This is a genomic window from Sphingopyxis sp. GW821-FHT12C06, assembly GCF_058807415.1.
Window position 1 is genome coordinate 260247 of sequence record NZ_JBXAQR010000004.1, and the last position, 19093, is coordinate 279339.

The 19093-nt window shown below is 64.8% G+C and carries 18 protein-coding genes and 1 pseudogene; 7 read left to right on the top strand and 12 right to left on the bottom strand.

Going from position 1 to position 19093, the window contains the following annotated elements; genetic code table 11:
* Positions 1–34 precede the first annotated feature (34 nt).
* The gene (locus tag AC1RRJ_RS13490) at positions 35–517 is read left to right on the top strand and encodes a hemerythrin domain-containing protein (RefSeq protein WP_493123517.1); all 483 of its coding nucleotides are present in this window, start codon (positions 35–37) and stop codon (positions 515–517) included.
* Here AC1RRJ_RS13490 and AC1RRJ_RS13495 read toward each other — a convergent pair.
* Together AC1RRJ_RS13495 and AC1RRJ_RS13500 are read right to left on the bottom strand one after the other, a co-directional pair.
* On the bottom strand, positions 469–2061 hold the full coding sequence (locus AC1RRJ_RS13495; protein WP_493123519.1) for a ShlB/FhaC/HecB family hemolysin secretion/activation protein: 1593 nt from the start codon (positions 2059–2061) through the stop codon (positions 469–471). The genes AC1RRJ_RS13490 and AC1RRJ_RS13495 overlap by 49 nt on opposite strands.
* A 53-nt stretch (positions 2062–2114) precedes the next feature.
* Positions 2115–3200: a hypothetical protein gene (locus tag AC1RRJ_RS13500; protein WP_493123521.1), complete on the bottom strand. Its 1086-nt coding sequence runs from the start codon at positions 3198–3200 to the stop codon at positions 2115–2117.
* A gap of 378 nt (positions 3201–3578) precedes the next feature.
* Between AC1RRJ_RS13500 and AC1RRJ_RS13505 the strand changes: the two genes are divergently transcribed.
* On the top strand, positions 3579–3857 hold the full coding sequence (locus AC1RRJ_RS13505) for a DUF3297 family protein (protein WP_493123523.1): 279 nt from the start codon (positions 3579–3581) through the stop codon (positions 3855–3857).
* 262 nt (positions 3858–4119) lie between these two features.
* Here the strand turns inward: AC1RRJ_RS13505 and AC1RRJ_RS13510 are convergent, their stop codons facing one another.
* The 3 genes from AC1RRJ_RS13510 to AC1RRJ_RS13520 form a co-directional block, all read right to left on the bottom strand.
* On the bottom strand, positions 4120–4707 hold the full coding sequence (locus AC1RRJ_RS13510; protein WP_493123525.1) for a CHAP domain-containing protein: 588 nt from the start codon (positions 4705–4707) through the stop codon (positions 4120–4122).
* 175 nt (positions 4708–4882) lie between these two features.
* Positions 4883–7234 carry a putative bifunctional diguanylate cyclase/phosphodiesterase gene (locus AC1RRJ_RS13515; RefSeq protein ID WP_493123527.1) on the bottom strand — a complete coding sequence of 784 codons (2352 nt, stop codon included), beginning with the start codon at positions 7232–7234 and terminating at the stop codon, positions 4883–4885.
* A 94-nt stretch (positions 7235–7328) separates the two neighbouring features.
* The gene (locus AC1RRJ_RS13520) at positions 7329–9077 is read right to left on the bottom strand and encodes a fatty acyl-AMP ligase (RefSeq protein WP_493123529.1); all 1749 of its coding nucleotides are present in this window, start codon (positions 9075–9077) and stop codon (positions 7329–7331) included.
* Positions 9078–9258: 181 nt separating this feature from the next.
* Here AC1RRJ_RS13520 and AC1RRJ_RS13525 point away from each other — a divergent pair, with 181 nt between their 5' ends.
* The 4 genes and pseudogenes from AC1RRJ_RS13525 to AC1RRJ_RS13540 form a co-directional block, all read left to right on the top strand.
* On the top strand, positions 9259–9831 hold the full coding sequence (locus AC1RRJ_RS13525) for a regulatory protein RecX (protein ID WP_493123531.1): 573 nt from the start codon (positions 9259–9261) through the stop codon (positions 9829–9831).
* A gap of 33 nt (positions 9832–9864) precedes the next feature.
* Positions 9865–10308: a DUF192 domain-containing protein gene (locus AC1RRJ_RS13530; protein ID WP_493123533.1), complete on the top strand. Its 444-nt coding sequence runs from the start codon at positions 9865–9867 to the stop codon at positions 10306–10308.
* A 75-nt stretch (positions 10309–10383) separates the two neighbouring features.
* The gene (locus tag AC1RRJ_RS13535; RefSeq protein ID WP_493123535.1) at positions 10384–10770 is read left to right on the top strand and encodes an NADH:ubiquinone oxidoreductase subunit NDUFA12; all 387 of its coding nucleotides are present in this window, start codon (positions 10384–10386) and stop codon (positions 10768–10770) included.
* A 239-nt stretch (positions 10771–11009) separates the two neighbouring features.
* Positions 11010–11180, top strand: a pseudogene (locus tag AC1RRJ_RS13540) (DUF2155 domain-containing protein); the annotation flags it as partial.
* A 35-nt stretch (positions 11181–11215) separates the two neighbouring features.
* Here the strand turns inward: AC1RRJ_RS13540 and aat are convergent.
* The gene (aat, locus tag AC1RRJ_RS13545) at positions 11216–11998 is read right to left on the bottom strand and encodes a leucyl/phenylalanyl-tRNA--protein transferase (protein ID WP_493124137.1); all 783 of its coding nucleotides are present in this window, start codon (positions 11996–11998) and stop codon (positions 11216–11218) included.
* Positions 11995–12825 (bottom strand): class I SAM-dependent methyltransferase, encoded by an 831-nt coding sequence (locus tag AC1RRJ_RS13550; RefSeq protein WP_493123537.1) that lies wholly within the window; start codon positions 12823–12825, stop codon positions 11995–11997. Before AC1RRJ_RS13550 ends, aat begins: the two co-directional genes overlap by 4 nt.
* 61 nt (positions 12826–12886) lie before the next feature.
* Here AC1RRJ_RS13550 and AC1RRJ_RS13555 point away from each other — a divergent pair, with 61 nt between their 5' ends.
* Positions 12887–13075: a hypothetical protein gene (locus tag AC1RRJ_RS13555; protein WP_493123538.1), complete on the top strand. Its 189-nt coding sequence runs from the start codon at positions 12887–12889 to the stop codon at positions 13073–13075.
* Positions 13076–13087: 12 nt separating this feature from the next.
* Here AC1RRJ_RS13555 and AC1RRJ_RS13560 read toward each other — a convergent pair whose 3' ends face one another.
* The 5 genes from AC1RRJ_RS13560 to atpA all read right to left on the bottom strand — a co-directional run bounded on the left by AC1RRJ_RS13560 (position 13088) and on the right by atpA (position 19090).
* Entirely contained in the window at positions 13088–14578 is a 1491-nt protein-coding gene (locus tag AC1RRJ_RS13560) for a TadA family conjugal transfer-associated ATPase (protein ID WP_493123540.1), read from the bottom strand.
* 182 nt (positions 14579–14760) lie between these two features.
* Positions 14761–15018 (bottom strand): ATP synthase F1 subunit epsilon, encoded by a 258-nt coding sequence (locus AC1RRJ_RS13565; protein ID WP_493123542.1) that lies wholly within the window; start codon positions 15016–15018, stop codon positions 14761–14763.
* Between the two features lie 47 nt (positions 15019–15065).
* Positions 15066–16589: a F0F1 ATP synthase subunit beta gene (gene atpD / locus AC1RRJ_RS13570; RefSeq protein WP_493123544.1), complete on the bottom strand. Its 1524-nt coding sequence runs from the start codon at positions 16587–16589 to the stop codon at positions 15066–15068.
* 24 nt (positions 16590–16613) lie between these two features.
* A complete protein-coding gene (locus AC1RRJ_RS13575; protein WP_493123546.1) occupies positions 16614–17489 on the bottom strand; it encodes a F0F1 ATP synthase subunit gamma in 876 nt (291 codons plus the stop codon).
* A 71-nt stretch (positions 17490–17560) separates the two neighbouring features.
* Entirely contained in the window at positions 17561–19090 is a 1530-nt protein-coding gene (gene atpA, locus AC1RRJ_RS13580; RefSeq protein ID WP_493123548.1) for a F0F1 ATP synthase subunit alpha, read from the bottom strand.
* Positions 19091–19093: the final 3 nt, after the last annotated feature.

Here is a 19093-nt window from a genome sequence, read left to right on the forward strand (position 1 = left end):
GAAGCGGGGGACCTCTATGTCTATCGGACATGAAATGCGTCGGCTGCGTGCCGAACATGATGCACTGGCCACCTTGTCCCGCATATTGATGGACCTGATCGATCAGCCGCTCCCGCCGCGACCGACCGAGCTTTGTTCGGTACGCGGGATGCTGCGCGATACGCTGGTGCGCCACCTGAAATGCGAGGATTGGGTGCTCTATCCGCGGCTGAAGGCGAGCGGCGACGCGGCGCTGATCCGGATGGCATGCGAATTCGTCGCGGAAGTGGGTGATATTGCCGGGGATTTCGAGGTTTATGACGGCAAATGGACCGAGGATATGGTCGCTGCCGATTGGCCAGGCTTTTGCCGCGAGACCCGCCTCGTGCTCGACCTGCTTGCGATACGGATCGAGCGCGAGAATGAGGATCTTTATCCCGCGGTCGAGCGCCTCGGGGTCGCCGAAGCCGCGCTGGTCGCCGCGAACGGTCAGGGCCGGAGCGACAATTTCCAGCTGAGCGCCACCCGCCAGCCCTGATCGAAACCCGGCACCGGCTGTTTCCACGCGTCGGCGACCTCGACCCCGATATTGGCATATTCGGCATAGGCGAGGCGTACGCCGCCACCCCAGCTGCCGAGCTGAAAGCCGGTTTGCGGCGCCCCCGGACGCGCGAGCAGCGTCACATCGGCATAGTCGGCGAAGCCATAGATTTCGCTTTTTGCGAGCTTGCCGTTGCGCAAGGGGCGCAGTGCGAGTTCGGTGAAGCCTGCGACGCCGCGGTCGCCGTTGACGAGCCCGTCGTCGAAGGCGCGACCGAAGGTGGCGCCGCCGACGCTGAAACGCTGCGCTGCCGGAACGCGATCGCGCGTCCATCGCCCGGTCGCGGCGACGCGGATGACCGCGACCTTGCCGACGGCCTGGTTCGCCTCGAGCCCTCCATCGGCATAGAGAAAATCTTCCTCGCCGACGTCGGGATCGACCCGCGCCCCCGCGAAACCGAGGCCCTGGGACGCGCTGATGCGCGCGCCCAGCACGGTGCGGTCCTCGCTGAACCGGAAGGCGAGGCTGCTGCTGGCGGTCCAGGTTTTTTCGGCGGCGATCGTCGATCCGAACAGCGCGTTGCGCGAATCGAGATAATCGAGCCGCGCCGCGAAGGTCAGGTTGCGACGCGTCGCGCGGATGACCGGATGGGTGATGCCGACGCCTCCGCTCCATGCCTCGCCGTTGACGGCGAGCCCCGCCGGGCGGGTCCGCAGTGCCGCGCCGGAAATTTCCGCACGGGTCCCGCCGATCCCTATCGGGGTCGAATGACTGGCTGCGAGATAGAGCAGGGATTTGAAGTTGAGCGCCGCGGCGCCGGTCAGCCGCGTTTCGTCGCCGCTGCGCAGCAAGCTGGAACCGCGGGCGTTCGCCTCGACAATTCCGTCATTGACGAAACGGCTGGTTCGGGTGGTGAAACCCAGGCCCACGGTCGGCTTTTTGGCGTCGACCGCGAGGTCGAGCGCGACCGCGCCGGGTTCGCCGGAGAGGGCGAGGGTCGGGGTGACGGTGACCCCGGGAATATCGCCGATATTGCCGAGCACGCGTTCGAAGCGTGCGCGCGGCAGCGGGCGCTGCCCGGGTAATGTTCCGGCCATTTTTGCGATCAGCGCCGCCGGGCCGCTGTCGCGTTCGCCGCTCAGCGTGACCGCGCCGACATGACCTTCGGCCGAGGCGACGGTGACGACACCCTCCGACAAATCCTGTTCGGGGATGACGAGGGTGAAGAGCGCGACGCTCGACCGGCTGTAGGCGCGCGTCATTACGCCGGCGAGGCGGGCCAGATTGTCCGATGATGCGGGCTTGCCGACAAAGCGCTGCGCGGCGCGCGCGACATTGGCGGGAACGCCGGCGCCGACGAAGCGAATCTCGCGGATGATGATATCGCTGCGCGCGCCGAGTTCGACCTTGCCGAGCGAGAGATTCGCGGTTTCGGGATCGGGCAGCGGATCGCGGCGGTTGTCGGAAGGTGAAAGCGGCGGCCGTCCGTCGAGCGGGGTGGCGGCCGGCTGCGCTGCCGAGGCCGCGGCGGGAAGGAGCAAGGCTCCTGTCGCCGCCGCGGTCCAGGCGCTGCGCAGACTGCGCAGCGAGCGGCTCAGTTGCCGCCCTTTGGCTTCAGGCCGCCGAGCAGGCCGCCGACGGTGCCGGTAACGCCTGCAACGGTGCCGGTGAGGGCATTGCCGTCAGTTCCGCCGCCGCCCAGCACGCCGCCGACAGTGCCGGTAACGCCTGTGACGAGGCCCGTGACGGCATTGCCGCCCGTTCCGCCGGTGCCGCCGCCTCCGAGGACACCCCCGACGAGGCCGGTCACGGCGTTACCGCCGGTTCCGCCGCCGGTGGCGCCGCCCGCGACCTGAGCGAGCGTTCCCGTCACCGCAGTAACGGTCGATCCGACCAGCGCGACCGGATTGCCCGTCGCGCCGCCGGCAGGCGTCGCGATTGCGCCGAGCAGATTTCCGCCACTTCCGGGTTGCACGGTTACCAGCTGGCCGCCGGAACCGACGCCGACGGTGAGTAGCGATCCGCCGGTCTGTGTGGGCGACAGCAGGCTCGCGCCGATCAACGGCGACGCGCCGGGCGACCCAATCGCGGTTGCCTTGCCGATCGTTGCGGTGATCAGCTGGCCGGGTGCAGCGGCAAGGCCATCGACCAGATATTGCTGGCCATTGCCGGTCTGGACAAGCGCGACACCGGTGCTTTTGACAACGCCGACGACGGTGCCGACAAGGTTGGTGCTGCCGGGCAATTTGCTGTCGATGGCGTTGGCCAGCAACAGGCCCTTGTCGGCGACGACATTGACGAGGCCGCCCGTCTTGACGAGCACCCCGCCGATCACCGGATTGACGCTAGCCCGGTCGCCGGTGTTGGCGAGCAGTCCGGTGCCGGCGACACCGCCGGGGCCGACTAGCCCGCCGACGGCGAGCGCGCCAGCATTGCCGAGGGCCAGGCTACCCCCGGTCGCGCCGGTTGCACCAGTGGCGCCGGTCGCACCGGTGGCGCCGGCAGGGCCCGCTGGACCGGTCGGGCCAGCCGCGCCCTGCGGGCCGGCAGCGCCAGTGGCTCCGCCAGTGCCGACGCTGCCGACGCGATAGCTGCCTGACGATTCGCAGGCGGCGAGCGCGAGGCATGCCGGGATGAGGATGAGGTGGGCAGGACGAAACTCGAGACGTGACGAACGCATGAGGCATCTCCTTCGCAGGGAATTGGTCCCTGAGTCGCAGAATAGCGGAAACGAATGAAAGTTCCCGCTAATTAGGTGGTTAACAGTCGGAGTCCGCGCAATTTAACCATCAAATCATTATTATCTCTAGTATTTTTGCTAAGTAAAAATTTCGATATTTGATATATTTTGTCTCTGAAGTGCTTCTTATTGGACTTGGAGGCTCCTCTGCTGATCCATTTTGGCACAGTGAAAATACTGCCAAATTGGTTCTATTTGGTACACTTGCGGGGCTTTGGCATCTTCCGGTGCGGCGCAGCGGTTGGGCGCGACCGCGTGACGCTTGATTTCGGGGGGGCGCTCGCCTAGCCGCGCGGCAGCCATTGGAGATTTTTTGAGATGACCGACACCCCTCCCGACCATCTGTCGACCAACCCGCGTTCGCCCCATTTCAACATGGATGTGCTGCAGCGTGGCATCGGCATCCGTTTCAAGGGTCAGGAACGCACCGACGTCGAGGAATATTCGATCTCGGAAGGCTGGATCCGCGTCGCTGCGGGCAAGTCGAAAGACCGCTTTGGCCAGCCGATGACGATCAAGCTGTCGGGCCCGGTCGAAGCCTGGTTCGAAGATGCCGCCGCCGAGGGCGAAGGCAGCGAAGGCACCGGCGAGGTCTGACCTTCTTCCTGCCCCTCCTGCATGCGGGAGGGGTGGGCCACATTCCTGTCATTCTGCCGCGTTGAAGTCGATTTCGCGTCGCTTGCCGTGGCCATGCCGGGCAGGGGGCGCCGTCTCGTTCTTGCCGGTGATCGGGTGGCGGGGATGGTCCCGGCCTGTCTTTGTCGCGCCCTGTTTCCCGGGCGGCGCCTTGCTCCACAAGAGGCAACGGCACGCCGCAAGCGGCGCGCAGCTTCTGCAATGACGGGGTCTCGGGTTCGGCTTAGCCGCCGAGCGATGCGACGACGATTTCGAGGCCGTTGCCGGGCTTCCAGTTGTTCTTCGCCCAATTAGGCTCTTCGAACGCGCGGCGCTGGGGGGCTGTTTCGCGCTGGCCGCCGTCAGCGTAGATGAAGCCCTGCACCGGGTTGGCGCGCAGGCCAAGGTCGCCGATCGGCGCGTACCATACGCGGACCATGCTCCAGTCGCCATTGTCGCTGACATCGACGACGCGGACATTGCGTTCGATCTGGCCGCGGCGGCCGTTGATCGGCGACCAGTTGGCATGGTCGATCAGGATTTCGCGGTCGCTGACGATTTTCTTGACCACGGCGACATGGCCGTACGGCATGCCGCGCGTGCCGGCAAAGGCCATGACGGCGCCCTGGCGGGGCTCTTCGCCGCGTTCGTAGGTACCCGCGGCCTGCGGCCACCAGGTCTTTGCATTGCCCTGAATTTCGACACCCGATTCGGCGCGGGCAAAGGGAACGCACTGCAGATAGTCGCGGGCGATGGCAGGGGCGCTGGTCAACATGCCGGCGAGCATCATCACGGACGCGACAGCGGCACCCAGAAAACGACGATTGGACATGGATTGCGACCCCTTTGGCTTGTCTTCAAGCGTTGGAGCGTCTTTGCCACGGTGGTTCCATTCCACCACCCGTCTAGCGGTGAGTTGCATCCATCCTGCGGTGGACGGCGGAAGCTTTTGTTAATCTTTTCAGTTCGTCGCGCCCGTCGCTCAGTCCGCCGCTCGACTTGTCGCCTCAGGCTGCGGCAATCGCCAGCGAGGCGGGCCGGTTGAATAGCGTCAGCACATCGGCGGCGGGCATCGGGCGGCCATAATAATAGCCCTGGATATTGCTGCACCCCATCGCGCGGATCGTGTCGACCTCAAGTTCGGTTTCGGCACCCTCCGCCGTGGTCGACATGCCGAGGCTGTCGGCCAGCGCGACGACGGCGCGGATGATCGCGATCGATTCGATGCTGCCCTTTGCCGCGCCGACGACGAAGCTGCGATCGACCTTGATTGTCGAAAATTGCGTTTTCCGAAGATAGCCGAGCGACGAATAGCCGGTGCCGAAATCGTCGAGGCTGAGGCGGATGCCGAGCCCGATCAGCTGGTCAAGCAATTGCGCTGCGCCGCCGCCGTCGCGAAGGAAGACGCTTTCGGTGACTTCAATCTCCAGCCTTTGAGGGGGAAGTCCGCTTTGCGCCAGCGCCGACACGACGACCGAGGCGAAATTGGGATCGGTGAGCTGGTCGGCCGACACGTTGATCGCGACCTTGAGGTTCGACGGCCAGCGCATCGCTTCGTGACAGGCGGTGCGCAGCACCCATTCGCCGATCGGCGAGATCAGGCGCGCATCCTCGGCCAGCGGGATGAAGCGGCCCGGCGACACATTACCGAGCTTCTGGTTGCGCCAGCGGATCAGCGCCTCGAAGCCGTTGAGCGTCCCGTCGGCGGCGGTGACGACCGGCTGATAATGAAGTTCGAATTCGCCGCGTTCGAGCGCGCCGCGCAATTCCTGTTCCATCACCCGCCGTTCCTCGGCCTGGGCGTGCAGCGACGCGACATAGCCGGCGGCGACATTGCCGCCGCGATCCTTGGATTTGTAGAGCGCGAGGTCGGCATTGCGGGTCAGTGTTTCGACCGTCGCGCCGTCCTGCGGACCGATCGCATATCCGATGCTGGCGCCGACGAACAATTGGTGATTGTCGACGACATAGGGCCGGCTGATCGTGGCGATGATCCGTTTGGCGAGATCCTCGGCGGCAGTGGCCGACGGAACATTGTGGAGGATGACTGCGAATTCGTCGCCGCCGAGCCGGCCGCAGGTCATGCCGCGGTCCAGTATGCCCTTGAGCCGCGCCGCGACCTGCGCGAGCAATTTGTCGCCGACGGGGTGCCCCAGTGTATCATTGACCGCCTTGAACCGGTCGAGATCGATCATCAGCATCGCGCAGCGCGATTTGGCCTCGAGCGCATGGGTCAGCGCGCGGGCGAGATCCTCGTTCAGGCTGAGGCGATTGGGCAGGCCGGTGAGATTGTCGAAGCGCGCCATGCGGGCGATTTGTTCGGCGGTCGCATGTTGTTCGGTGACGTCCGAGCCGACGCCGCGAAAGCCGAGGAACTTGCCGTCTTCGTCGAGGCGCGGCGAGGCCGACAATTCCCACCAGCGGGGCTTGCCGCCGATCGTCACCGGGACGGTCAGGTTGGAGAAGCTTTCGCGGCGCTTCATCCGCTCGGCCATCGCGTGCAGCGCCTTGGGGAAATTGCCGCTTTCCCATGCGTCCCCCGACAATGCCTGAAGCAGCGGGGTGCCCTCCAGCGCTTCGGCGCTCGCGCCCAGCGCAAAAGCGAGGCGCGGTGACACATGGACGAGGCGGCGGGCGTTGTCGGTCTGCCACAGCCAGTCGGCCGAGGTTTCTTCGAACTCGCGGAGCAGCAGGCTGACCGTTTCGGTCTTTTCGTGCAGCGTTTCCTCGGCGCGGCGGAACCGGATATGGGTCTGGGCAAAGCGGACGCAAAAGGCGCAGAGCAGCAGTCCGGCGATCAGCGCGATCCCCGCCAGCTGCGGTGCGCCTGCGCGCACCAGTGCGATGGCGGCCGACAGGCTGACCGGCGCGATGAACAGGCTGCAGGTCAGCGGGATGCTGTGCGCCACCATGGCGAGCATCAGCATCACGAGCAGCGCGATCGTCCACATCGACAGGACATGGTCGAGCGGCGGCGCGAGCCCGGGCAGCCAGAAGGTCACGCTCCACAGGGCCGCGCCATAAAGCGCGTGGCGATTGCACTGCCGAAGTTCGGCGACGCCCGCCAGCTTGGGATCGCCGAACGGCAGCGTACGGAAGCGGATATGCGACCAAAGCGCGAAGAGCATCGCCATCGCGGCCCAGCCGCCGGCGATGGTCAGGGGCAGGCGAACCGCCATCGTGCAGCCGGCGACCAGCGCCAGCGCGATGCCCATAGACACGCGCAACTTTCCCTTGTCGCGAAGCGGCGCGAGTTGAAGCTGGCGGAGTTTGCCGAGATCCTCGCCGCGTGGGCCCAGCCCCAGCAGGGTCCGCGCGGGAATCTCGTCGGCAGCCAATTGGTCAGTCAGGCTTTTCACCACGCCAGCTTAGCGGGGGTGGGTTACCTGAAAGTAACCACGGCATGGGCCCGGTGCAGTTTCTTTGTCCCTCAACGGGACAAAATCCGCCCTTTCAGGCTGCGATGGCGAAGGGCTGGATTTCCCCGGCGAGATATTGCGCGCGCGCTTTCGACCGGCTGAGCTTGCCGGAACTGGTACGCGGCAGGGTGCGCGGCGGAATCAGTTCGATCAGGCAGTTCATGCCCGTGATCGCGCGGACGCGATCGCGAATCGTCTCGCGCAGCGCGGCGCGTTCGGCATCGTCGCTGGTCCGGCACTGGACGAGCACCGCGGGGGTTTCCTCACCCCCCGGCGCGGTGATCGCAAAGGCCGCGATGTCGCCCGACTTGAAGCCGGGCAATTGTTCGACCGCCCATTCGATATCCTGCGGCCAGTGATTCTTGCCGTTGATGATGATCATGTCTTTGGCGCGGCCGACGATATAGATGTAACCATCCGACAAATACCCCATATCGCCGGTATCCAGCCAGCCGTCGATCAGGCAGGCGGCGGTCGATTCGGGGTCACGAAAATAGCCGGTCATCAGCGACGGGCCGGTGCACCACACTTTGCCGACGGTCTGGTCGGGCAGCGCATTGCCGGCTTCGTCGCGCACTTCGATCACCATGTCGCGCGCGGCGCGGCCGCAATTGACGATGGCGCGATAGCGGGTGGGGCGATCGGCGTCGTTGGCGGCGCCCGACAGCTCGGTTTCCTCGACCAGTTCGACGACAATGCCTTCGCCCGGGGGCATGATGCTGACCGCGAGGGTCGCTTCGGCAAGGCCATAGCTCGGCAGGAAGGCGCTGGCACAGAAGCCGGCGTCGGCGAAGGCGTCGACGAAGCTTTGCATCACGTCGGGGCGGATCATGTCGGCGCCATTGCCGGCGACGCGCCAGCGCGACAGGTCGAAACGGTCGGCGACATGCGTCTGGCTCGACACGCGGCGCGCGCAAATATCATAGCCGAAGGTCGGCGAATAGCTGAGCGTCGTGCCCTGATTGCGGCTGATGAGGTCGAGCCAGGCGAGCGGGCGACGGGCGAAATCCTCGGTCTTCAGATAATCGACCGACACCTGGTTGGCGACCGGCGAGAGCAGGCAGCCGACGAGGCCCATGTCGTGATACCATGGCAGCCATGAAATGCAGCGGTCGCTGTCGCGCACTTCCATCCCATGGCTGTGCGCGGCGAGATTGTTGAGCAGTGCGGCGTGGGTGACGGCGACACCGTGCGGGAAGCGGGTCGAGCCGCTGCTGTACTGAAGATAGCAGGTCTCATTCGACTGCTGCGCGGGAAGCTCTGCGACCGGCGCGGGACGGGCGGAAAATTCGCTCCAGTCCATTGGAGCGACGCCTTCCTTCTCTGCCGCCTCGACTGCCATCGCGGCGATTTCGGGCGGGAAGAAGAGCATCGTGGGATCGCAGCTGGACAGCTGGACGACCAATTGCCCGACATAGGAGTCGCGCCCGCCAAAGCTGGTCGGCAGCGGCAGCGGCACCGGCCACGCGCCGGCATAGATGGTGCCGAAAAAGAGCGCGGCGAATTCGGCGCCGGTTTCGGCGATCAGCGCGATGCGGTCGCCGGGCTTCACCCCGGCGGCGATCAGGCGCCATGCGGCTTCGAGCGCATCGGCCTTGAGTTCGCTGTACGGATAGGGGCGTACCAGTTTCCCGCGCGGGTCGTGGAAATTGAGCCCGCGCGTACCATTGGCGGCGTAGTCGAGTGCTTCGCCCACGGTGGCGAAATCGGAAAAGCGGCGCGGCTGTGCGCAAAGGGTCGGCGTCGGGGCAAGCTCCTCGGCCATGGTGATGTTATCGGTCATATTGGGTGCTCGGTCCCGGAAAGCGGGGCGCACAGCAACAAGCATGTCATCTTTCTGCGTCATGTTTGTTTGCGCGATCCCCGGTTGTTGGAACAAAATCGCCTTTTTTCGGGCTCTAATGACCCGATATGGCGGCGCTGATCGTTCTCAATCGGGCCTGACTATGGCATAAACATGGCATATGGCCAACCGCCACGCTCCATCCGACCGGTCCAGGAGGTCACTCGACGCAGCGCGGCTCGACGAACTGGCGCTTGCCTATGTCGCGCGATTCGCGACGTCGAAAGCCAAATTGGCGCGCTATCTGACCCGGAAAATCCGCGAATCGGAATGGGTTGGCGAAAATGATCCGTTTATCGTGGCCGAGGCGGTGACGCTGCGGATGGAGGGGCTGGGGTTCCTGAATGACCGCCAATATGCCGCCATGCGCGGCGCCGCGATGACGCGGCGCGGTTTGGGGGTACGGCGGGTGAAGGCGCAACTGTGGGTCGACGGCATCGCGGCCGAGGATTCGGGTGAGGCCGTCGAAACGGCGGAAGGCGCCGCGACGGGCGCCGCGATCGGCTTTGCCCGGCGGCGGCGATTCGGTCCTTTTGGCGTCCGCGCAATCGACGATCCGGCGCAGCATGAGCGGCAGGTCGCGGCATTTGCCCGCGCCGGCCATTCGCTGGCCCTTGCGCGGCGTATCCTCGCGATTGCGCCGGGAGATGATGACGCGCTGGCGGCGCTGGACGATGGCGGGGCGTTCGATTAGGCGGGCTTTTCCAGTCGGGCGGAAGGAGTGCCGATGCGTGCGATGATGGTGGCGCTGGCCGCAGTGATTACGCTGGCGGCGTGCAGCCAGGAGGCCGAAGGGCCCTCGACGGTCGCGCTGACGATCCGTGACGGCGATGCCGTTCATATATTCAACGTCGAGGTCGCGCGCACCGAAGCCGAGCAGCAGCGGGGATTGATGTTCCGCACCACCCTGCCCGCCGACGGCGGCATGATCTTTCCTTTCGCCAAGCCGCGATTCGCGAGCTTCTGGATGAAGAACACGCTGATTCCCCTCGATATGATCTTCGTCCGCGCCGATGGCAGCATCGATCGTATCGCAGAAAATACCATCCCCGAATCGCTCGAACCGGTCGCCAGCGGCGGCGAGGTGGGGGCGGTGCTGGAGCTCGCTGGAGGCACTGCCGCGCGGCTTGGCATTGATGAGGATGCTGTCGTGACGTGGAAAGCGCGTTGAAGCGCGCGTGAAACAGCGCGCGCACGTGGTTTGGCGCTTGCGAAGCGTGGTGGCTTGCCTGTAAACGCCACGGCCATGAGCATTTTGGGCAAGATTTTCACCTGGTGGGACGGCGCGACCGTCGGCACATTGTTGAACAGCTGGCGCACCGGCGAAAAAGTGGGCGAGGATGGCCTCGGCAACCGCTATTTTCGCGCGCGCAAGGGCGACCGCCGCTGGGTGATCTACAACGGAGCGAACGACGCGAGCCGCGTTCCCCCCGAATGGCACGGCTGGCTGCATCGCACGTTCGACGAACTGCCGTCCGACATGCTGCCCGCGCCGCGCGCGTGGGAGCAGGCACCGACCCCGAATCTGACCGGCAGCACGGGCGCCTATCGTCCCGCGGGCGCGCTCGAGCGTGGCGGCCGCCGCGCCGCGGCGACCGGCGATTATGAGGCCTGGCGGCCCGGCGCCGAGTGAGCGCCGTGTCGAGGCTGACCGCGACCGTCGGATTGGCCGTTCTGGCGGCCGCGACGCTGGCAGCCTGCGACCGTTCGCCTGCAGCGAAATCGGGTGGCAGCGACAAGACGCCGCAGATCGCGAAATCCCGAAATGTCCCGCAGGAAGTCGGCGGGATCGAGGGGGCGACCCCGATGACCGAGCGCGTCGCGGTGCTGGGCCTGCTGAACAAGCGCAACGGACTGGTCCGCGACCTCGAGATGAAGCCCGGCGAATCGGCGCGCGTCGATCGCGTGATCGTCCGGCTGCGCGCGTGCGAACAGACCGCACCGTGGGAAGATCCGCCCGAAACCGGCGCCTTCATTCAGTTGACCGTCCAGGATCAGCGCGACGACAAATGGTATCGCGTCTTTTCGGGCTGGCTGTTCAAGGAGCGCCCCGAACGCAATGTGATCGAGCACCCGATCTATGACGTGTTCGTCAAAAGCTGTGCGATGACATATCCGGGCGGCGATCCCGTTGCGCGCTCCACGCCCAAGGCGGCATCGTCGGCGCCCAAGACGTCAAGTGCACCCCAGTCGCCCGCGACGAACGGCGGCGAAGGGACCCCGGCCGCTGCGCCGCCGCCGGTGCCCGCGCCGAGCGCCGCACCCGCGCCATCGGTGCCCGACAGCACCGAATAAAGCCGTTTCAGATAGTCGCGCTGGGGGATTTCGATCGCCCCCAGGCTGGCGAGATGCGGCGTGATGAACTGGCAATCGAGCAGCTGCCACCCGCCTGCGCGCAACCGTGCGACAAGATGCGCGAGCGCAACCTTCGACGCATCGCGTGCCCGGCTGACCATCGATTCACCGAAAAAGGCGCGCCCGAGTGACACGCCGTAGAGCCCGCCGACCAGATCGTCGCCGTGCCAGCATTCGATGCTGTGCGCGTGGCCGAGGCGGAACAGCCGGTCGTAGCTCGCCTTGATGACGGGGTTGATCCACGTCGTCGGCCGGTCATCGGCGGGTTCGGCGCAGAGCGCGACCATCTCGGCAAAGACGGTGTCGGTGGTGACGCGAAAGCGATCCGAGACGATGACTTTCTTCAGGCTGCGCGACAGGCGAAAGCCGTCGAGCGGCAGGATCGCGCGCAGCCGCGGTTCGACCCAATGGACCGACGGGTCATCCGCCCCGTCGGCCATCGGAAACAGCCCCTGCGCATAGGCGCTGAGCAGCAGCGCAGGGTCTATGGCTTCAAACGGTTTCAGCTGGCGGGCTTTACGAATTTCAGCGTCATGCGGTCCGATTCGCCGATGGCCACATATTTTGCACGGTCCTTGTCGCCTTCGGTCAGCGAGGGGGGTAGCGTCCACACGCCCTTTTCATAATCCTTGGTGTCGCGGGGGTTGGCGTTGATTTCACTGCGCCCGGCGAGCTTGAAACCCGCCGCCTCGGCAAAGGCGATGATCGAGCTTTCCTTCATATAGCCCGATTTTTCTTCCTTGGCCGCATCGTCACCTTCGTTCAGCCGATGTTCGACGACGCCGAGCGTACCGCCGGGTTTCAGCATCGCAAAGATCTGCTTGAAGGCGTTGGCGGTGTTGTCGCTGCCGCCGAAACGCCAGTTGTGGACGTTGCGGAAGGTCAGCACGACATCGGCGCTGCCGTCGGGGACTTTGAGATTGGCGCCGGCATTCGGAAATTCGGCGAGCTTGACCGCGCCATAGACGTCGGGTTTGGCGCCCTGCCATTCCTTGACGCGATTCAGGCCGCGTTCCCATGGTGCCGCGGCATAGAGGGTGCCGCCGCCGGCCTTTGTCAGCGGGGCAAGGATTTCGGTGTACCAGCCGCCGCCGGGCCAGAGTTCGACGACGGTGTTGCCGGGCTTTACGCCGAAAAAGGCGAGGGTCTGGGCAGGGTGTCGCCAGGTGTCGCGGGCGAGATTGGCGGGGGTGCGGGTCGGTGCGGCGACCGCGGCGGCGATCGCATCATGTTCTTTGGGGGCATGATGGCCGGCGTGGCTGTCATCGCCCATCGCGGCGGCGGGTGCCGCGATGGCGATGGCGGCACTTGCAACTAGCAACAGGGGACGCATATGGGCACCTCTCTCTTTTCTGATCTCGGAAGAGCCCCTGTTTGCGTAGGGATGCGCGTCAATGCAAGTATCCATGCTGTCGGTGAGTATCGGCGCTGCCGTGCTGTTCGGGGTTGCCGAGTTTGCGGACTGGCGCCGCCGCCATCGCCGCGATGTCGACAAGGTCGGTTTCATGCCGTGGCGCGAGGTGGCACTGGCATCGGCCGCCATCGCGCTGTTCGCGGCAGCGTTCTGGCTGAGTGGTCGCTGACGCGCGAAAGGCTTAGAGGCACGCCTCGAGATAGGGTTGGTCGAAGCCGTACTGGCGCGCCTTTTCGAGCGTATAGGGGCGCAGGCCCATCGCGCGATATTCGCCGACGATCTTGCCGTCCTTGTCCTCGTCCAGATATTCGAACTTGAAGAGTTCCTGGGTGACGATGACGTCGCCTTCCATCCCGATCACTTCGGTCACGTTGGTGACGCGGCGCGAACCATCGCGCAGGCGTTTGATCTGGATGATCATGTCGACCGAATCGGCGATCTGCTTGGAGATCGCTTCCTTCGGAATCTTGATGTCGCCCATCAGGACCATATTTTCCATACGGCCGAGGCATTCGCGGGGCGAGTTGCTGTGAAGCGTGCACATCGACCCGTCGTGACCGGTGTTCATCGCGGCGAGAAGGTCGAAACACTCGCTGCCGCGGACCTCGCCCATGATGATGCGGTCGGGGCGCATACGCAGCGCGTTCTTGACGAGATCGCCCATGTGGATCGCGCCATTTCCCTCGAGGTTTGCGGGGCGCGTTTCGAGCGGCAGCCAGTGTGGCTGTTGCAGACGCAGTTCGGCGGCGTCTTCGATGGTCAGCACGCGCTCGCCGGGGTCGATCATCTTCGACAAGGCGTTGAGCATCGTCGTCTTGCCCGAACCCGTACCGCCCGAGATGACGATGTTGAAGCGGCTGGCGCCCGCGATCTTCAGCGCGGTGCACATTTTCTGGCTCATCGCGCCCCACTGGAACAGCATGTCGAGTGTGATCGGCTTGGCGGAGAATTTTCGAATCGAGATGGCGGTGCCGCGCAGGCTCAGCGGCGGGACGATGACGTTGACGCGGCTGCCGTCCTTGAGGCGGGCGTCGGCGAGCGGGGTGGTCTGATCGACGCGGCGGCCGACCATGTTGCAGATGCGCTGGGCGATCTGGAACAGATGCTGTTCGTCGCGGAACTGGATCGGCGCGATGACCAGCTGGCCCTTGCGCTCGACATAGGTCTGGTACGGGCCGTTGACCATGATGTCGGTGATGTCGGGGTCCTGGAGCAGTTCCTCGAGCGGACCGAAGCCGAGCAATTCGTCGACGAGCACCTTTTCGAGCGCGAACTGCTCGCGGCGGTTGAGCGTGATGCGCAGTTCGGCGAGCACTTCGAGGATGATCGGGCGAAATTCCTCGGTCAATTCGTCCTTGCTCAGCGTCGCTGCGGCCTCCGGATCGACGCGTTCGAGCAGGCGCGGCAGCACCTGTTCCTTGATCTTGTGGACGCTCGCTTCGAAACCTTGCGCCTTTTCGGGTTCCATCGCCTCGGCGGTCGAGCGCTGGTTCAGCCGCTCCATCGCCTCCATTTCGGGGGTCATAGGCCCCGAATAGGCTTCGGGCGCGGGCGGTGTGTCGATCGCGGGAAACTGGGTGCCGCCGGGCACGCCGGGCCCCGACTGCATAGGCTTCGCGACGCCAAAGGCGGGGCGGCCAGCGGTGCCGGGGCGACGTCCGAATGCGCTCATTATCTCATCCTGCTTTCGACTCGGGGGCATCCGGCAACCACGGCTGCCGCACCCCCATCCGACAGGGTGAATAAATGGGAAACTTTGATATTGTCCTAATGGCGGGCGGCAATTGCGGCGCACACAAAAAAGCCCGCGTCCGGCTGGACGCGGGCTTTTTTGAGTTCCGGGACGGAAAGCCGTCAGCCGGCGATATGCTCGGCGAGAACGGTCAGGCCGCTCTCGTTGACTTCGGCAAAGCCGCCTTCGACTTCGATCACCTCGGGCGCGGCGCCCGCGGTGGCGTAAATCGTCAGCGGGCCGTTGCGCAGCGTCGCCATGAAGGGCGCATGGCCTTCGAGCACCGAGAAGTCGCCTTCGGCCCCCGGCACGGTGACCATATGGACGTCGGCGGTCCGCTCGAGGCGGGCAGGGGTGACGAGTTCGAACTTCAGAGCCATTTTCTTGTCCTCAACCCCCTCCCCCGAAAGGGAGGGGTTCGGTAGGTTTATGCGTCTTCGGCGAGCTTCGCAGCCTTGGCGATCGCTTCGTCGATGCCGCCGACCATGTAGAAGGCCGCTTCGGGAAGATGGTCATATTCGCCATCGACCACGGCCTTGAACGACTTCACCGTGTCTTCGACCGCGACGAACTTGCCGGGGATGTTGGTGAAGACTTCGGCGACGTGGAACGGCTGCGACAGGAACTTCTGGATCTTGCGCGCGCGGGCCACGACCAGCTTATCTTCTTCCGAAAGCTCGTCCATGCCGAGAATGGCGATGATGTCCTGAAGCGACTTGTACTTCTGCAGCGTTTCCTGAACGCGGCGAGCCGTTTCATAATGCTCCTGGCCGACGATCGCGGCGGTCAGAACGCGGCTGGTCGAATCGAGCGGATCGACCGCCGGATAGATGCCGAGTTCCGAAATCGCACGGTTGAGCGTGGTGGTCGCATCAAGGTGGGCGAACGACGTAGCAGGCGCCGGATCGGTAAGGTCATCTGCGGGAACGTAGATGGCCTGAACCGACGTAATCGAACCCTTGTTGGTCGAGGTGATGCGTTCCTGCAGCGCGCCCATGTCGGTCGACAGGGTCGGCTGATAGCCCACGGCCGACGGAATACGGCCGAGCAGTGCCGACACTTCCGAACCCGCCTGGGTGAAGCGGAAGATGTTGTCGACGAAGAAGAGCACGTCCTGGCCTTCGACATCGCGGAAATATTCGGCGATCGTCAGACCCGAGAGGGCGACGCGAGCGCGCGCGCCCGGGGGTTCGTTCATCTGGCCGAATACGAGCGCAACCTTCGAACCTTCGGGGGTCGGGTTGCCGTCGGCGTCCTTGGCGATAACGCCGGCGTCGAGGAACTCGTGGTAGAGATCGTTGCCTTCGCGGGTGCGTTCACCGACGCCTGCGAAAACCGAGGTGCCGCCATGGCCCTTCGCGATGTTGTTGATCAGTTCCTGAATAAGAACCGTCTTGCCAACGCCGGCGCCGCCGAACAGGCCAATCTTGCCGCCCTTTGCGTAAGGCGCGATCAGATCGATGACCTTGATGCCGGTGACGAGGATGCTGCTTTCGGTCGACTGGTCGACGAATTCAGGAGCCTTGGCGTGAATCGGTGCGCGGCTGGCAGCATTGACCGGACCACGTTCGTCGATCGGCTCGCCGATGACGTTGAGAATGCGGCCGAGCGTCTGCGGGCCGACGGGCACCGAAATCTGCGCGCCGGTGTCGGTCACGGGCTGGCCACGGGTCAGGCCGTCGGTCGCGTCCATAGCGATCGTGCGGACGGTGTTTTCGCCGAGGTGCTGCGCGACTTCGAGAACGAGGCGGTTGCCGTTGTTGCTGGTTTCCAGCGCGTTCAGAATCGCGGGCAGGGTGCCGGTGAACTGGACGTCGACGACGGCGCCGATGACCTGCGCGATGCGGCCCGTTGCGGTGCCGGTGCTGGCGGCCTTGGGCGCTGCGTCCTTCTTGGGCGCAGCTGCTTTCTTGGCGGGAGCCTTCTTTTCAGGGGCGGGTGCGGTTGCCATGAGCTTCTTCCTTGGGTTGATCAGTTAGAGCGCTTCGGCGCCCGCGATGATTTCGATGAGTTCGGTGGTGATCGCCGCCTGACGGGTGCGGTTGTAGATGATGGTCAGCTTGTTGATCAGATCGCCCGCGTTGCGCGTCGCATTGTCCATCGCAGTCATCGACGCGCCCTGTTCGGACGCGGCGTTTTCAAGGATGCCCTTGAAGATCTGGATGGTGATGTTGCGCGGAAGCAGATCGGCAAGGATCGCTTCCTCGTCGGGTTCATATTCGACCGCCGCGCCGCTCGATGCCGGAACATCGACGGGTGCGGGAACCGGGATCAGCTGCTGGCCGGTCGCTTCCTGAAGCAGCGCCGAGCGGAACTTCGAATAGAAGAGATGCGCGACATCGAACGCGCCGGCTTCATACAGGTCCATCACCTGCGTCGAGATATCGTGCGCCTGGTCGAAGCCGATGTCGCGGATGCCGGTGGTTTCATAATGCTCGGTGATCTGGCCAGCGAACAGGCGCGCGATGACCGGGCGACCCTTGCGGCCGACGAGGAAGAAGAGAACCTTCTTGCCCTGTGCCTGCAGTTCGAGCGCCTTGTCGCGCGCCGCCTTGACGATGTTCGAGTTGAACGCGCCGGCGAGGCCGCGGTCGCTGTTGAGCACGACGAGCAGATGCGTGTCGCTCTTGCCGGTGCCGGCGAGCAGCTTCGGCGCGCTGTCCGACCCGCCGACCTTCGACGCCAGGCTGGCGACCACGCCTTCGAGACGCGTCGCATAAGGGCGCGCGGCTTCGGCAGCCGCCTGCGCCTTGCGCAGTTTCGCCGCCGCAACCATTTTCTTGGCCTTGGTGATCTTCTGGGTCGATTTGACCGAGCCGATCCGGCCTTTAAGTTCCTTCAGATTGGCCATGAAGCCCTATCCTTGTATCCCGGCGCGAGGCCGGGATCTTGGTGGACCCCGGCTTGCGCCGGGGGCCAGTTTTACGCGAAAATCTTGGCGAAAGCGGTGAGCGCGGCAACAAGGCCCTTCTTGGCGTCGTCGCCAAGATCCTTGGTGTCGCGGATCGCCTTCAGCACATCGGCATGATCGCTGCGCAGATAGGCGAGCATCGCCTGTTCGTAGCGGTTCACGTCGGTCGTTGCGACATTGTCGAGATAGCCGTTGGTACCAGCGAAGATCGACGCAGTCTGCTCTTCGAACGGCATCGGCTGGAACTGCGCCTGCTTCAGCAGCTGGGTCAGGCGCGCACCACGGTTGAGCAGCTTCTGCGTCGACGCATCAAGATCCGAACCGAACTGCGCGAAGGCTTCCATTTCGCGATACTGCGCGAGCTCGAGCTTGATCGAGCCCGACACCTTCTTCATCGCCTTGGTCTGCGCGGCCGAGCCAACGCGGCTCACCGACAGGCCGACGTTGATCGCCGGACGGATGCCCGCGTTGAACAGGTTGGTTTCAAGGAAGATCTGGCCGTCGGTGATCGAAATCACGTTGGTCGGGATGTACGCCGAAACGTCGCCGGCCTGGGTTTCGATGATCGGCAGCGCGGTGAGCGAGCCCGAACCATTGTCGGCGTTCATCTTGGCCGAACGCTCGAGCAGGCGGCTGTGGAGATAGAAAACGTCGCCCGGATAGGCTTCGCGGCCCGGCGGACGGCGCAACAGCAGCGACATCTGACGGTAAGCGACGGCCTGTTTCGAGAGATCGTCATACACGATCACGGCGTGCATGCCGTTGTCGCGGAAGAATTCGCCCATCGTGCAGCCGGTGTAGGGTGCAAGGAACTGCAGCGGAGCGGGCTCCGACGCGGTCGCGGCGACGACGATCGAATATTCCATCGCGCCATTTTCTTCGAGCTGGCGGACGATCTGCGCGACGGTCGAGCGCTTCTGGCCGACGGCGACGTAGATGCAATACAGCTTCTTCGATTCGTCGTCGCCTGCGTTGGCGGCCTTCTGGTTGATGAAGGTGTCGATCGCGACGGCGGTCTTGCCGGTCTGGCGATCGCCGATGATCAGTTCGCGCTGGCCGCGGCCGACGGGGACGAGCGCGTCGAGTGCCTTGAGGCCGGTCTGGACGGGTTCGTGAACCGAGGTGCGCGGGATGATGCCCGGCGCCTTGACTTCGACGCGCATGCGCTTGTCGGCCTTGATCGGGCCCTTGCCATCGATCGGGTTGCCGAGGCCGTCGACGACGCGGCCGAGCAGGCCCTTGCCGACGGGAACGTCAACGATCGTGCCGGTGCGCTTGACGGTGTCGCCTTCCTTGATCTCGGCGTCCGAGCCGAAGATCACGACGCCGACGTTGTCGGCTTCGAGGTTCAGGGCCATGCCCTGTACGCCGTTGGCGAATTCGACCATTTCACCGGCCTGAACATTGTCGAGGCCGTGGACGCGGGCGATGCCGTCGCCGACCGACAGAACCTGACCGATTTCGCTGACCGTTGCATCGGTCCCGAAATTGGCGATCTGGTCCTTAATGACCTTGCTGATTTCAGCGGCGCGGATTTCCATGGT